Source organism: Burkholderia sp. FW306-1C-G01B (assembly GCF_058781685.1).
Genome location: NZ_JBYSWZ010000006.1, coordinates 229,427 through 243,545, shown reverse-complemented (window position 1 = coordinate 243,545; position 14,119 = coordinate 229,427). Strand labels below are relative to the sequence as shown.

At 69.0% G+C, this 14,119-nt stretch carries 11 protein-coding genes and 2 pseudogenes; 6 read left to right on the top strand and 7 right to left on the bottom strand.

The window, feature by feature from the left end; translation table 11 throughout:
- The first annotated feature begins 2 nt into the window (after positions 1–2).
- Positions 3–1,355, top strand: coding sequence for a TRAP transporter large permease (locus AC3WLY_RS14455; protein ID WP_072440514.1), 1,353 nt, complete (start codon positions 3–5; stop codon positions 1,353–1,355).
- A 146-nt stretch (positions 1,356–1,501) separates the two neighbouring features.
- On the opposite strand, the gene AC3WLY_RS14450 is transcribed toward AC3WLY_RS14455, so the two are convergent.
- The 4 genes and pseudogenes from AC3WLY_RS14450 to AC3WLY_RS14435 all read right to left on the bottom strand — a co-directional run bounded on the left by AC3WLY_RS14450 (position 1,502) and on the right by AC3WLY_RS14435 (position 3,476).
- Positions 1,502–1,759, bottom strand: coding sequence for a hypothetical protein (locus tag AC3WLY_RS14450; protein WP_175963416.1), 258 nt, complete (start codon positions 1,757–1,759; stop codon positions 1,502–1,504).
- A 32-nt stretch (positions 1,760–1,791) separates the two neighbouring features.
- Positions 1,792–2,487: pseudogene (locus AC3WLY_RS14445) on the bottom strand (FAD-linked oxidase C-terminal domain-containing protein); the annotation flags it as partial.
- Positions 2,488–2,791: 304 nt separating this feature from the next.
- Positions 2,792–3,022: pseudogene (locus tag AC3WLY_RS14440) on the bottom strand (ABC transporter permease); the annotation flags it as partial.
- A gap of 196 nt (positions 3,023–3,218) precedes the next feature.
- Complete coding sequence (locus tag AC3WLY_RS14435) at positions 3,219–3,476, bottom strand: DUF4148 domain-containing protein (protein WP_072440524.1); 258 nt, start codon at positions 3,474–3,476, stop codon at positions 3,219–3,221.
- A 200-nt stretch (positions 3,477–3,676) separates the two neighbouring features.
- Here AC3WLY_RS14435 and AC3WLY_RS14430 point away from each other — a divergent pair, with 200 nt between their 5' ends.
- Together AC3WLY_RS14430 and AC3WLY_RS14425 are read left to right on the top strand one after the other, a co-directional pair.
- Complete coding sequence (locus tag AC3WLY_RS14430) at positions 3,677–4,354, top strand: heavy metal response regulator transcription factor (RefSeq protein WP_175963418.1); 678 nt, start codon at positions 3,677–3,679, stop codon at positions 4,352–4,354.
- Positions 4,351–5,832 carry a heavy metal sensor histidine kinase gene (locus tag AC3WLY_RS14425; RefSeq protein ID WP_425130670.1) on the top strand — a complete coding sequence of 494 codons (1,482 nt, stop codon included), beginning with the start codon at positions 4,351–4,353 and terminating at the stop codon, positions 5,830–5,832. Before AC3WLY_RS14430 ends, AC3WLY_RS14425 begins: the two co-directional genes overlap by 4 nt.
- Here AC3WLY_RS14425 and AC3WLY_RS14420 read toward each other — a convergent pair.
- Genes AC3WLY_RS14420 through AC3WLY_RS14410 form a run of 3 tightly spaced genes read right to left on the bottom strand, consistent with a single transcriptional unit; the run spans position 5,813 to position 12,036 of the window.
- Positions 5,813–7,363, bottom strand: a complete 1,551-nt coding sequence (locus tag AC3WLY_RS14420) for an efflux transporter outer membrane subunit (protein WP_492308697.1) — start codon at positions 7,361–7,363, stop codon at positions 5,813–5,815. The two genes, AC3WLY_RS14425 and AC3WLY_RS14420, sit on opposite strands and share 20 nt — an antisense overlap.
- Positions 7,364–7,394: 31 nt before the next feature.
- Positions 7,395–8,756, bottom strand: a complete 1,362-nt coding sequence (locus AC3WLY_RS14415) for an efflux RND transporter periplasmic adaptor subunit (RefSeq protein WP_175963421.1) — start codon at positions 8,754–8,756, stop codon at positions 7,395–7,397.
- A gap of 49 nt (positions 8,757–8,805) precedes the next feature.
- Positions 8,806–12,036, bottom strand: coding sequence for an efflux RND transporter permease subunit (locus AC3WLY_RS14410; protein ID WP_492308698.1), 3,231 nt, complete (start codon positions 12,034–12,036; stop codon positions 8,806–8,808).
- Between the two features lie 271 nt (positions 12,037–12,307).
- On the opposite strand from AC3WLY_RS14410, the gene AC3WLY_RS14405 reads away from it, so the two are divergent.
- The 3 genes from AC3WLY_RS14405 (at position 12,308) to AC3WLY_RS14395 (ending at position 14,070) form a co-directional block, all read left to right on the top strand.
- Positions 12,308–12,586 carry a DUF4148 domain-containing protein gene (locus tag AC3WLY_RS14405; protein ID WP_492308699.1) on the top strand — a complete coding sequence of 93 codons (279 nt, stop codon included), beginning with the start codon at positions 12,308–12,310 and terminating at the stop codon, positions 12,584–12,586.
- A gap of 15 nt (positions 12,587–12,601) precedes the next feature.
- Positions 12,602–12,811 carry a hypothetical protein gene (locus tag AC3WLY_RS14400; protein ID WP_492308700.1) on the top strand — a complete coding sequence of 70 codons (210 nt, stop codon included), beginning with the start codon at positions 12,602–12,604 and terminating at the stop codon, positions 12,809–12,811.
- A 296-nt stretch (positions 12,812–13,107) separates the two neighbouring features.
- On the top strand, positions 13,108–14,070 hold the full coding sequence (locus tag AC3WLY_RS14395; protein ID WP_034182440.1) for an ABC transporter substrate-binding protein: 963 nt from the start codon (positions 13,108–13,110) through the stop codon (positions 14,068–14,070).
- Positions 14,071–14,119 lie beyond the last annotated feature (49 nt).

Below are 14,119 nucleotides of genomic sequence, written 5' to 3'. Positions count from 1 at the left end.
CCATGGAACTCGCGATCCTGTCCGTCAGTTTTCTGATTTTCCTCGTGCTCGGCGTGCCCGTGTCGTTCGCGCTCGGGATAGCCTGCGTGCTGACCTATATGGTCGAAGGCTTGCCGATCGCGACCGCGATGCAGGCGATGATCTCGGGGATGAATGCGTTCTCGTTCCTCGCGGTGCCGTTCTTCATCTTCTCAGGCGAGCTGATGCTGCACGGCGGCATCGCGGACCGGATCCTGCGCTTCGCGCAGGCGACCGTCGGCCATTTCCGCGGCGGCCTCGGGATGGCGAACGTCGTCGCGTGCACGCTGTTCGGCGGCGTGTCGGGCTCGCCGACCGCCGATACGTCGGCGATGGGCGGCGTGGTGATTCCGCTGATGAAGCGCGAAGGCTACAGCGCCGCGTACGCGGTCAACGTGACGACGCATGCGTCGCTCGCCGGCGCGCTGATGCCGACGTCGACCAACATGATCATCTATGCGTTCGCCGCGCAGGGGATCACGGGGATGCTGCACGGCCAGCCGGTGAGCGGCGTGTCGATCGGCGACCTGCTGTTCTCGGGGCTGCTGCCCGTGCTGTGGGTGATGGGCTTCGTGCTCGCGGCCGCGTACTGGCAGGCCGTGCGTCACGGCTATCCGCGCCGTGCGGACGGCTCGTCCGCGCTGCCCGCGTTTCCCGGCTGGTATGCGGTGCTGCGCAGCTTCGTCGGCGCGGTGCCGGGGCTGATGGTGATCGCGATCATCCTCGTGTGCGTCGCGAAGGGGATTGCAACCGCGACCGAAGCGGCCGCGATCGCCGTCGTGTACTCGCTCGTGCTGACCGCGATCGTCTACCGCACGCTGACGGTCGAGAAGCTGCGCCGCGCGCTGTCGCATGCGGCGCGTACGACGGGTGTCGTGCTGCTGCTGATCGCGGTGTCCAACATGCTGCGCTTCCAGATGTCGTACCTGGAGATCCCGGATGCGATCGAAGGGCTGCTGAAGCAGTCGACCGCAGCGCCTTGGCTGATGCTGCTGTACATCAACATCATCCAGGTGTTCCTCGGCACGTTCGTCGACATGGCCGCGCACATCCTGATCACGACGCCGCTGTTCCTGCCGATCGCGATGGCGTGCGGCGTCGGGCCGGTGCAGTTCGGGATCATGCTGCTGCTGAACTGCTCGCTCGGCCTCGTGCATCCGCCGATCGGCTCGGTGCAGTTCGTCGGGTGCGCGATCGGCAACGTGTCGATCGGCGAGACCACGAAGATGGCGTGGCCGTACTACCTCGCGATCTTCAGTGCGATCAACATCGTCACGTACATGCCGTTCTTCTCGACCTGGCTGCCGAGCGTCATCAGCGGGCACGCGGTGTTCTGATCGCGCGTTGCGCTTGTCTTCACCCGTCGCGGCGCCGGACGACCGAGGTTGTCCGGCGCCGCAGTTGCATGTGCGGTTGCCTTGGCTTTACCTGAAGACGCATGAACACGACGACACGCTGTCGTGCCGCTCGCCGCGAGCATGGCCTATGTGTCGACCGACGCATCCGGATCGACCGCATCGCACGGCGCCCCATCATCCGGCCGCCCGTCGCGCCATTGCGCAAGATCGCGCCACAGCGCCGGGCGCGCGTGGTCGCGCGGCGGCAACTTGATCACATGCGCGACGCCGCGCACGTTGACCACGACGCCCGAGTCGGGCAGCGTGGCCGGGATACCGGAGAACGGTTGATCGGCGTCCGGTTCGGAAGCGGTGCCCGGGCCGGGCGGGCGTCGAAACATCATCTGAATTCTCCATGGCGCCTCGATACGGCGCGTCAGTAGCGGACACGCCCGATCAGACCCAGCGGGTCGATCGCGTGCTGGACGGCGGCGGCGACCTGCCGATGTGAAGCCGGCACATGTTTGCGGTAGTACGCGACGTTCACCGGCCCGACGCCATGTTCCGCGCTGAAGCACCCGCCCGCGCGCACGACGCGGTCGTACAGCGCGCCGCGCAGCGCAACCTGCTGCAGCGGCCCGTACCGTTGCGCGCCGGCGTGCGGGATCGATACGACGAGATGGCAGCCGCCGTCGCCGAAATGGCCGAACGCGTGACAGCGCAGCGACGGATGCGCCGCGGCCAGCCATTGTTCCGCGTCGGCGACGAATGCAGCCAGCGCACCGCGCGGAAACGACACGTCGAACGACAGCGGGATGCCTTCTTGCGCGACCGCGACCGGCAGCGCGTCGCGGATCCGCCAGAACCGTTCCGCCGGCGCACAGGCCGCGTCGAGCACCACGCGTTCGTTCGCGAGCGCGTCGAGCATCGCGACGGTGCGCTCGTCGAGCAGCGCATCGAGCCCCGGCATGCCGGTCGCGATCTCGACGAGCGCGTAGCACGCGGCATCGTCTGCCGCGAACGGAGCGCGCAACGCCGGAAACGCGGCCACAACGCAGCCGACCGCGGCGGCCGACATGAATTCGAACGCCGACAGCAGCTCGCCGAACGCGCGCTCGAACGCGAACGTGCCGTCAACGAAACCGCCGTCCGACCAAGCGGTATGCACGATGCCGACCACCAGCACGCAGATGAGCATCGCGGCCGGCCCGAGTTCCTCTCCCCATAGGCGGCTACCCGCAGGCGACACGAGCGCGAGCACGCCGCCGATCAGGAACGCGTGCGTCCAGCGCACGTCCGGCTGTTCGGGCCCGAGCCGACCGTAGAACAGGAACACGATCGCCGGCAGGAAATTGCTCGCGTGCAGAAGGTAGTCGGTTATGGGATTGGTCGATTTCATCCGGGTTTTCGCCTTCGTCGAAACGGCGGGCGACGCGTCATGCGTCATGCCAGCGGAACAGCCGCGCGGCGGCGAACAGGAACAGCGCCGTGCTCGCGGCCATGCCGAGCAGTTGCGGCGCGAGTTGCGCGTACGGCGCGCCGTCGACCAGCGCGCCGCGCAGCGCGACGGCGAACTGGTTGGTCGGCAGGAACGCGAGCACAGCCTTCAGCCATGCCGGCGCGTCGTGCATCGGAATCGTCAGGTCGCTGAAGAACAGCAGCGGATGCCGGTCGCGAAGAACGCGCCATAGTCGAACCCGCGGCGTGCCTGGCGCGATCGTTCGACCGGCGCGCGCCAGTTGGCCTTCGGATGGCGTGGCGATGAAGAAACGGGCCAGTGCGCCGGCCTTGGCGTCGGGTGCGCGTGCATCGCGGGCCGGCACGACATCCGGCTGTCGGCCGGATGCCGGTGACATGCCGGGATCAAGTTCCGGCCGAAGCCGTCGCGATCGGCGTCGCGTCGTGATGCTGGATCGCGTAAATCTGGCGATTTCGCGCGATCTCCGCGTGCGACGGCGGATAGTCGTTCCGGTTCGACGGCAGCAGGCCGTCGGCTTCGGCATCGATCAGTTGCTGGCGCACCTCGGCGCGCGTGAGCGGCGCCTGCGTGGACTGGGCAAAGGCCTGCGCGCCGAACGGCAGGCTCAGCGTGGCAACGACGAAAGCGGCGACGAGTTTCATGATGGCTCCTGGACGGATGAGTGAACGGGCGAGTGGGGATGGGCCCACGCTTCGAATTCTGGCCGCCGCGGCAGTCACCACCCTGACCCGCCGATTACGGTTTCGTAATCCGGCCGTGGCGCGCTTGCGCGCTGCGGTTCGCCCGCCCCGTTTCCCGGTAACATCGGCGCATGTCACCACCGAATGCGACGGAGCCGATGATGCGCATCCTGATAGTCGAAGACGAACCGAAGACCGGCGCGTACCTGAAGAAAGGGCTCGAGGAGTCCGGCTTCAGCGTCGATCTCGCGAAGGACGGCGGCGAGGGCCTGACACTCGCGCAGGAAGAGAGCTACGACGTGATCGTGCTCGACGTGATGCTGCCCGTGCTCGACGGCTGGAGCGTGCTCAAGCGGCTGCGCGACACGCACGCGACGCCCGTGCTGTTCCTGACCGCGCGCGACGACGTGCAGGACCGCGTGCACGGACTCGAACTCGGCGCGGACGACTACCTCGTGAAGCCGTTCGCGTTCGTCGAACTGCTCGCGCGGATCCGCACGCTCGCGCGCCGCGGGCCGCCGCGCGAGACGGAGCGCATTTCGGTGGGCGACCTGGAGATCGACGTCGTGCGCCGCCGCGTGAAGCGCGGCACGGCGAGGATCGACCTGACGCCGCGCGAATTCTCGCTGCTGCAGTTGCTCGCGCGCAGGCAGGGCGAAGTGCTGAGCCGCACGCAGATCGCGTCGTACGTGTGGGACATGAATTTCGACAGCGATACCAACGTCGTCGAGGTCGCGATTCGCCGGCTGCGCGCGAAGATCGACGACGAGTTCGCGGTCAAGCTGATTCATACGGTGCGCGGCGTCGGTTACGTGCTCGAACCGAAGGAAGCCGCATGACGCTCGGCCGCTCGCTTGGCGCGACGCTCGCGCTCGGGTTCGGCGCGACCCTGCTTGCCGTATTCGCGCTCGTCGGCACATACGTGTACACCGGCCTCGAGCGGCAGGTGAGCACGCAGGACGACCTCGACATCGTGCTCGCCGCGCGGCATACGCGCCGGCTGGCGGGCGAACTCGATTCGCTCGACGCGGTGCGCGCGCATGCGGACCGGCTGACGAGCCAGGTGCTCGGCAACGAGGCGCTGTCGCTGGCCGTCGTCGACGGGCAGGGCAGCGTACTCGCGCGCCACAACGTCGAGCGGACCGCGCTCGGGGATCTGCCCGGGACGGCAGCCGGCGCATCGTCGCCGGCGCTGCCGGCGCTGCCCGATGCCGAACTGTTTCCGCCGCACGCGACGCCGGTGCCCGCGAACGAACGGATTACCGCCGACCGGATCGTGACGTGGACCGCCGACGGCGGCACGCCCGTGCGCGGCGTCGTCACCGAGGCCGCGTTGCGCGACGGGACGAAGATCCGGATCGCGATCGCACGCAACATGAGCGATCGCGCCGAACTGCTCGACGGCTACCGCAACAAGCTCAAGATCGCCGGCGGCCTGGGCGCGCTGTTCGCGATGCTGCTCAGCTACTGGCTGATCCGCAAGGCGCTCGCGCCGCTGCGCGAGATCGTCGCGAACACGGGCCGGATCACCGTCGACAAGCTCGATACGCGGCTCGATGCATCGCGCGCGCCGCGCGAGCTGACGGCGCTGGTCGACGCGCAGAACGCGATGCTCGGCCGCCTGCAGCAGGCGTTCGGGCACCTGTCGCAATTCAGCGCGGATCTCGCACACGACCTGCGCACGCCGTTGAACAACATGCGCGGCGCGACCGAGGTGGCATTGGCGCGGCCGCGTTCCGCGGACGAATACCAGGCGCTGCTCGAATCGAATCTCGAGGAATACGACCGTCTCGCGCGGATGATCGAGAACGTGCTGTTTCTCGCGCGCGCCGAGCATCCCGGCTTCGTCACGCGGCAGCGCGCCTTCGACGTGCACGACGAACTGGAGCGCATCGCCGGTTATTTCGAAGGGCTTGCGGACGAAGCCGGCTCGACGCTGCGCGTCGACGGGCACGGCCGGCTGACCGCCGATCTCGAGCTGTTCCGCCGCGCGGTCAGCAACCTGCTCGCGAACGCACTGCGCTATACGCCGGCGGGCGGCGTGATCGTGCTGCGCGTCGACGAAACGGCGGACGCGGTGTACGTGGCCGTCTCGAACCCGGGCGAACCGATCGATCCCGCGCTGCTGCCGCGCATCTTCGACCGCTTCGTGCGCGGCGACCCCGCGCGCAGCGGCGGCGTGCCGGGCGGCACGGCCGGGCTCGGCCTCGCGATCGTCCGTTCGGTGATGGAACTGCACGGCGGCACCGCACGCGTCGAGAGCGATGCGGCCGGCACGCGGTTCATCCTGACGTTCATCAAGACGCCGACGGCGTAGTGGCCGTGTGCGCGGCGGCGGTTGCGTCCGCACCCGCATCTGCACCGGTATGCCAGCCGCCACCCAGCGCGGTCAGCAACCCGACTGCCGCCTCCATCCGGCGCGCGGCGATCTGATCCGACAGACGCCGGTTCGTCAGCGCGATCGTCTGTGCGGTCACGACATCGAGGTAGCTGACGGCACCCGCGTTGAAGCGGTTGGTCGTCAGCCGCAGCGACAGGTCGGCCGCATCGGTCGCGCGCTGCTGGCTGCCGGCTTCCGACGCGAGCGCATCGAGCGTGGACAACTGATCCTCGACCTGCTGGAACGCGACCAGCACTGTTTGCCGGTAATCGGCGACCGTACTGTCGTATTGCGCATGCGCGCCGCGCAGCGACGCGCTGCGGCGGCCGCCGTCGAACAGCGTGCCGGCGAGCTGCGAGCCGAGCGACCAGAACAGGCTCGGTGCGGTGAGCCACGGCGCGAAGAACGAGCTTTCGAGCCCGGCGCTCGCCGACAGCACGAGGTCGGGAAAAAACGCGGCGCGGGCCTCGCCGATCTGCGCGTTCGCGGCCGCGACGCGGCGCTCGGCCGCCGCGATGTCGGGCCGCCGTTCGAGCAGTTGCGACGGCACGCCGGCCGGGATCGCCGGCACGTCGAACGATTGCACGCGCGGCGGCAGCGCGAACGTCGACGCGCTTTCGCCGACCAGCGTCGCGATCGCGTGCTGGAGCTGCGCACGCGACGCATCGATGTCGGTGTCCTGCGTGCGCGTCGCTTCGAGTTGCGTCGTGGCCTGCGCGACGGCCGACGCGTCGATCGCGCCGGCCGCGAGCTGCTGTTTCAGCAGCGTCAGCGCGTCCGCATACGCACGCACCGTATCGTCGAGCAGCTGCTTCTGCGTATCGAGCGAGCGCAGCGCGAAATAGTCGGTCGCGAGCGTGGCCGTGACCGACAGCTTCACGGCCTGCAGGTCGGCCGCGCTCGCGTCGGCGTTCGCCTGCGCGCCCGTCACCGCGTCGCGCACGCGGCCGAACAGGTCGGGTTCCCAGCTCGCGGCCACGCCGGCCTGATAGTCGGGCGTCGTCTTGCCGGCGAGCGACGAGCCGAGCTTGTTCTGCGACAGGCGCGCGCGGCTCTGCGCAACGCCGGCCGTGACGGTCGGCAGGAGCCCCGCATGCTGGTAGTCGACCATCGCGCGCGCCTGCTGGAGATCGGCGACGGCTTTCTTCACGGTCTGGTTCGACACGTCGACACGCGCTTCGAGCGCGTTCAGGTCGGCATCGTCGAAGACGGTCCACCATGCGCCGCGCGGCGCGGCATCGGCCGGCGCCGCGACGTTCCAGCCCGGCTGGGCGGCGGGGGCGTTCGCAGCCGGTATGCCCGATGCCGGTATGCCCGATGCCGGTACGCCCGCATAGTGCGCGGGCACGGCGACGGCGGGCGGCGAATAGGGCGGCAATGTCGAGCACGCGGACAACGCGGACAACGCGGCGGCGACGCCGAGCGCGACGACGCGGCGGGTGAACGGAAGCGGACGGAGGAAGCGCATGATGGGTATCTCGTGAGTGTTCGTGAACGGATCAGCCGCGAACGGGCGTTGAAGCTGCCGCCGGTATCGAAGCCGGCGCCGCGACGGCGGCAGGCGTCGACGCAGCCGCGCCGGGCGCTGCCGCTGCGCCGGTTGCCGGGCCAGTCTGCACCGCCGGTGCGGCCGACACGATCTTCACGGTTTCGCCGGCGGCAATCGAATCGCCCGGGTTGTCGATCACGCGATCGCTCGCGGCGAGCCCCGACACGATCTCGACGCGCGTGCCGAAATCGCGGCCGATCTGCACGGTCTTCAGCGCGGTGGTGCCGTTCGCGGCGACGGTCGCGACCGTCACGCCGTTCGGCCGGAACAGCAGCGCGCTGACGGGCAGCTCGAACGCCGGGGCCGCGCTCGGCACGAGCAGGTGCGCCTGCGCATACGCGCCGGGCAGCAGCGCGCCGTCGCCGTTGTCGACGTCGATCTCGACGCGCAGCGTGCGCGTGACCGGATCGATCGCGCCCGCGCTGCGCGCGACGCGCGCGGCGAAGCGCCGCCCCGGATACTGCTGCGTGGTCAGGTAGACGGCGGTCCCGGTCGTCACGCCTGCCGCGCTGTCCTGCGGCACGTCGACGAACACGCGCAGCGTGCCGGTCTGTTCGAGATGGAACAGCTCGCCGGACAGGCCGGGGCTGCCCGGCGTGCCGCCCGCGGTGACGAGCGTGCCGACGTCGACGTTGCGCGCGGTGATCACGCCGTCGAACGGCGCCGCGACCGATTCGTACGACACCAGCTCGGTCAGGTGCGCGACGTTCGCCTGCGCGGAGGCCAGCATTGCGCGCTTCGCGTTCATGTCGGCGACCTTCGTGTCGGTGTCCTGCTGCGATACCGATTGCGTCTTCAGCATGTCCTGCCAGCGCTGCGCGGTCGATTTCGCGTAGTCGTAGTTCGCCTGCGCGGTCGCCGCGTCGGCGCGCGCCTGCCGCAACTGCGCGTCGAGGTCGGGTGCCGTGATCTGCGCGAGCGTCTGCCCGGCTTTCACGTGCGCGCCGATGTCGGTGCTCCAGTGCGCGATATAGCCGCTCGTGCGCGCATAGATCGATGCTTCCGCGTACGGCATCACCGCGCCCGGCAGCGTCAGCGTCTGGTCGGTGGGCGCCGTGCCCGGCAGGATCACCGACACCGGCAGTGCCTGCTGGGCGGCGACCTGCACGCGCTGCGCGGCGCGCGCGTCGATGCGCGGCACGATGCCGGCGGCCAGCAGCGCGGCGGCCGCCGCGATCGCGACGAGCGGGACGGCCAGCTTGCGGCCGCGACGGGGCGGCGAAGTGTCGGGCGCCGTGTCGCGCGCGGTTGACGGTGCCGTGTCCGCTTCGGCGGCCGGCGGCGGGGCGAGAGGTTCGGTCGAGTCGTTCATGATGGGTTCCGGGTCGGGCGAGTCGAAGGGAATCGAGGTTAAGTCGCGATCAGCGCAATGCCGGCGTTTCCTGCGCGCGGCGTGCGGCGGCCGCATCGCGGCGCCGGTCGAGCCATGCATGGATGAAGCCGAACACGACGGGCACGAACAGCAGCGTCGACAGCGTGCCGAACGCCAACCCGCCGATCACCGCGCGGCCGAGCGGCGCGTTCTGTTCGCCGCCGTCGCCGAGGCCGAGTGCCATCGGCAGCATGCCGATCAGCATCGCGAGCGCGGTCATCACGACCGGGCGGAAGCGGCTGAAACCCGCGTCGAGCGCGGCCTGCCAAGGCGGCGCGCCGCCCGCCATCAGCTCGCGTGCCGCGTTGACGACGAGGATGCTGTTCGCGGTCGCGATGCCGATGCACAGGATCGTGCCGGTCAGCGCGGGCACCGACAGCGTCGTGCGCGTGACGAACAGCATCCATGCGATGCCGGCGAGCGACGCGGGCAGGCCGCCGACGATCGCGAGCGGGTCGAGCCACGACTGGAAGTTGACGACCATCAGCAGGTAGACGAGCGAGATCGCGAGCGCGAGGCCGCCGAGCAGCCCGGCAAACGACTCGTGCATCGCCTGCACCTGGCCGCGCAGCACGATCGACGAACCGGGCGGCAACTGCGCGCGCGCATCGTCGACGAGCTTCGTCACGTCGGCCGTGACGCCGCCGAGATCGCGCCCCTGCACCGACGCGAAGATGTCGAGCACCGGCTGCACGTTGTAGTGCGAGACGACCGCCTGCTGCGTCGCGCGCGAGAAGCTGCCGAGCGAGCCGAGCAGGTTCTGCGCGGGCGCGCCGGCCGCCGGGCCGCCGGCCGGCGTCTGCGGCGAACGCGCGGTACCCGCCGGCAGCGGCACGTTCGCGAGTGCCTGCAGCGAATCGACCGAATACTGCGGCGTCTGCACCAGCAGCGGATAGCTGACGCCGTTGCGCGGGTCGAGCCAGAAGTTCGGCGTCGTCTGCGAGCTGCCGGACAGCGCGATCAGCAGGTTCTGCGCGACGTCGCGCTGTTCGAGGCCGGCCTGGATCGCCTTGGTGCGGTCCACGTTCACGTTGATGGCCGGCTCGTCGCCGGGCTGCTGGATGCGCGCGTCGACGAGGCCGCGCACGCCGCGCAGCTTCGCGAGCAGCGCGTTCGCGACCGCGCGGTTCTGGTCGAGCTTGTTGCCGACGATCTGGATGTCGATCGGCGCGGGCAGCCCGAAGTTGAGGATCTGGCTGACGATGTCGGCCGGCAGGAACGCGAACGTCACGCCGGGGAACGACTGCGCGAGCAGGTTGCGCAGCTTCGCGACGTAGGCGGCGGTCGGCGCATGATTCGGCTTCAGCGTGATCATCACGTCGGCGTCCTCGGTGCCGATCGGGTCGGACGAGTCGTACGTGAGGTTGATCCCGCTCACCGGCACGCCGATGTTGTCGAGCACGCTCGCGATGTCGTTCGCGGGAATCACGTCGTGGATGCGCGCTTCCACTTCGTCGGTCAGGCGCGCGGTTTCCTCGATCCGCGTGCCGGTCGGCGCGCGCAGGTGCAGGCGGATCTCGCCGGTGTCGACCGACGGGAAGAAATCCTGCCCGGCGAACGCGAACAGCGCGGTCGATGCGGCGCATGCGAGCAGGAACGCGGCCGCGAAACGGCGGCGGCGCGCGATCGCCGCCGACAGCAGTGCGCGATAGCGCAGCCGGACCGACTCGAAGCGATGCTCGAACGCGGCCTGGAAACGCGCGATCCGAGCGAACACGCCGCGCGGCGGCCGGCCGTGCCCCTTCGCGCGCATCAGCGCCATCGCGAGCGTCGGCACCAGCGTGCGCGAGAAGAAATACGACGCGACCATCGCGAAGATCACCGCCTCGGCCATCGGCACGAACAGGTAGCGCGCGACGCCCGTGAGCAGGAACATCGGCACGAACACGATGCAGATCGACAGCGTCGACACGAAGGTCGGCACCGCGATCTCGCCCGCGCCGGTCAGGATCGCGTCTTCGAGCGGCGCGCCGCGTTCGAGGTGATGCGTGATGTTCTCGATCGCGACGGTGGCATCGTCGACGAGAATCCCGACCGCGAGCGCGAGCCCGCCGAGCGTCATGATGTTGATCGTCTGGCCGAGCGCGGCGAGCGCGAGCAGCGACGTGAGCACCGCGAGCGGAATCGATACCGCGATGATCAGCGTCGCGCGCCAGCTGCCGAGGAACAGCAGGATCATCAGCGCGGTGAGGCACGCGGCGATCAGCGCCTCGCGCACGACGCCCTGGATCGCCGCTTTCACGAACACCGACTGGTCGCCGAGCGCGGAGATGTGCAGCGCCTTCGGCAGGCCGGCCTCGATCTTCGGCAGCATCGCCTTGACCTGGTCGATGATCGTCAGCGTCGACGCGCTGCCGGTCTTCTCGACGGTCAGCAGCGCCGCGCGCTTGCCGTCGGCGCGCACGATGTTGGTCTGCGGCGCGTAGCCGTCGCGAACGTGCGCGACGTCGCGCACATAGACGACGCTGCCGCCGATCGTCTTCACCGGCAGGTTGTTCAGCGCGGCGACCGTCTGCGTGCTGCCGTTCATCTGCACGTTGTATTCGCGCGTGCCGATTTTCGCGGTGCCGCCGGGCAGGATCAGGTTCTGCGCGTTGATTGCGTTCACGACGTCGATCGGCGCGAGCCCCTTCGCCTGCAGCGCGCGCGTATCGAGATCGACGACGATCTGGCGGATCTTGCCGCCGAACGGCAGTGGCACGGCCGCGCCCTGCACGGTCGCGAGCTGCGTGCGGATGAAGCTGTTGCCGAGGTCGTAGAGCTGCTGCTCGGCGAGCGTGTCGCTCGACAGCCCGAGCTGCAGGATCGGCACCGTCGATGCGTTGTACGTGATGATGTTCGGCGGCAGCGTGCCGGGCGGCAGGATCCGCAGGATCGACGCTGAATTGCTCGCGGCTTCCGCGATCGCGCGATTGATGTCCGCGCCGGGGTGGAAGAAGATCTTCACGACCGACACGCCGTTCAGCGACTGCGACTCGATGTGCTCGATGTCGTCGACGTCGGACGTGAGCGCACGCTCGTAGTTCGACGTGATGCGCTTGGCCATGTCCTCGGCGGAGAAGCCGTTGTACGACCAGACGATGCTGACGACCGGGATGTCGATGTTCGGAAAGATATCGGTCGGCGTGCGCAGGAGCGCGAGCGGTCCCGCGATGAAGATCAGCAGCGCGAGCACGACGAACGTATAGGGCCTGCGTAATGCCAGCCGGACGATCCACATGATGTTTTCCTCGAAGCAGGGCAAGGGGGGCCGCATTCGATGCGACGAGCCTGCAGTCTGACGATGCCGCGTTGACCTGGCCCTGACTCGAAGATTACGAAGCTGTTATCTGCGTGCGGTGCCGCAGATTTCGAAATTGTCATCCGCCGGTCAGCGTCGCGCCGGCCGCGATCGCCAGAATGAATGCGTCAGGCGGCGAAAACGCATCCGCGGTCCCGCCGGCGGCGCATCGACGATGCGTCCTCATCGAACCGTTCTCGGGAGTTTCATCATGAATCGCAGACTGATCGCAGCCGCCGCGCTGCTCGCACTCGCAATCGGCACGCCGGTCGCCGCTTTCGCACAGACGTCGTCGTCGGGCCTGACGCGCGCCGACGTGATCGCCGATCTGGTCCAGGCGCAGCGCGACGGCACCGTGCCCACGTCGAACTGGGACTATCCGCCGAGCACGCGGACGATCGCGCGCAATCGCGAGCTGTATGCGATCGCACACGGCGAGCAAGGCACCGCGACCGCATCGGCGTCCGTGCCGACCGTCAACGCGCAGTGAAACGGGAGTCGGGCGATGAAGTTCCTTTCCCGACTGGCGATCGCCGCGCTGCTCGCGGCGGCGGTCGCGCCGGCGTTTGCACGCGGGATGCCGCGACTGCCCGATGATGACGGCGGTCGCGCCAGCGTGCTGCGCGAGTTGAATCCGGCGCGGGCGCATGCCGCCGGCGTCGCGTCGAATTCGAGCGGCGAGACTGACAGGAAGGCGGCGGCCCGCCGGAACTGAGTCTCGTCGAGCGCCGCGGCGATGGCCGTCCTGGTTCCCGGTTTCGGGGGCGGCGCGTCGTCCGCCGCCGCTCCTGGCGCCCCCGCGCGCTTAGGTGTTTATACGTATGCCGATTCCGATATCGCTTCAATCCAAGATTTCATTGGAAGGTTATCGGACTTGTTCCTAGACTGATCCGGGGCATGCATACCGGGCCGGGCCGGCCGGACACGCTGCCCGGCACAGCCCTGAACCGCGCGCGCCAAGCAGAAACAGAACAGCGCCGCGGCATACAACGACATCATCGGAGACGGACCATGACATTCATCAGGAAGCTGGCGGCCGGTGCGATCGTCGCCGCGGCGACGGTACTCGCGCCCGGCGCATTCGCGCAGCAAAAGCCGATCACGCTCGGGTTCTCGCAGGTCGGCGCGGAAAGCGCGTGGCGCACCGCGAACACGGTGTCGGTGAAGGGCGCGGCGAAGGACGCCGGCATCAACCTGAAATTCTCGGACGCGCAGCAGAAGCAGGAGAACCAGATCCGCGCGATCCGCTCGTTCATCGCGCAGAAGGTCGACGTGATCGCGTTCTCGCCGGTCGTCGAATCGGGCTGGGAGCCCGTGCTGACCGAAGCGAAGGCCGCGCATATCCCGGTGATCCTGACCGACCGCGCGGTCGACGTGAAGGATCCGTCGCTGTACGTGACGATGATCGGCTCCGACTTCCTCGAGGAAGGGCGGCGCGCGGGCCACTGGATGGAAGAGCGCTACAAGAACGACGCGGGCCCGATCAACATCGTCGAGCTGCAGGGCACGGTCGGCTCGGCGCCGGCCAACGATCGCCGCGCCGGGCTGCTCGAAGTGATCAAAAGCAATCCGAAGTTCAAGGTGATCGCGTCGCAGAGCGGCGACTTCACGCTCGCCGGCGGCAAGCAGGTGATGGAAGCGTTCGCGAAGACCTACGGCAAGCAGATCAACGTCGTCTACGCGCACAACGACGACATGGCGCTCGGCGCGATCCAGGCGATGGAGGAAGCCGGGATCAAGCCCGGCAAGGACGTGAGCGTCGTGTCGTTCGATGCGACGAAGGGCGGCTTCCAGGCGATGATCGCCGGCAAGATCAACGTCGACGTCGAATGCAGCCCGCTGCTCGGCCCGCAGCTGATGAGCGCGGTGAAGGACGTCGTCGCCGGCAAGCCGCTGCCCAAGCGCATCGTGACGAACGAGACGGTGTTCCCGATGAGCGTCGCGGCGCAGGTGCTGCCGACCCGCAAATACTGACATGGTCCGCACGGGCGGCGCCGGCGACGGCGACGGCTTCGAGGGAGGG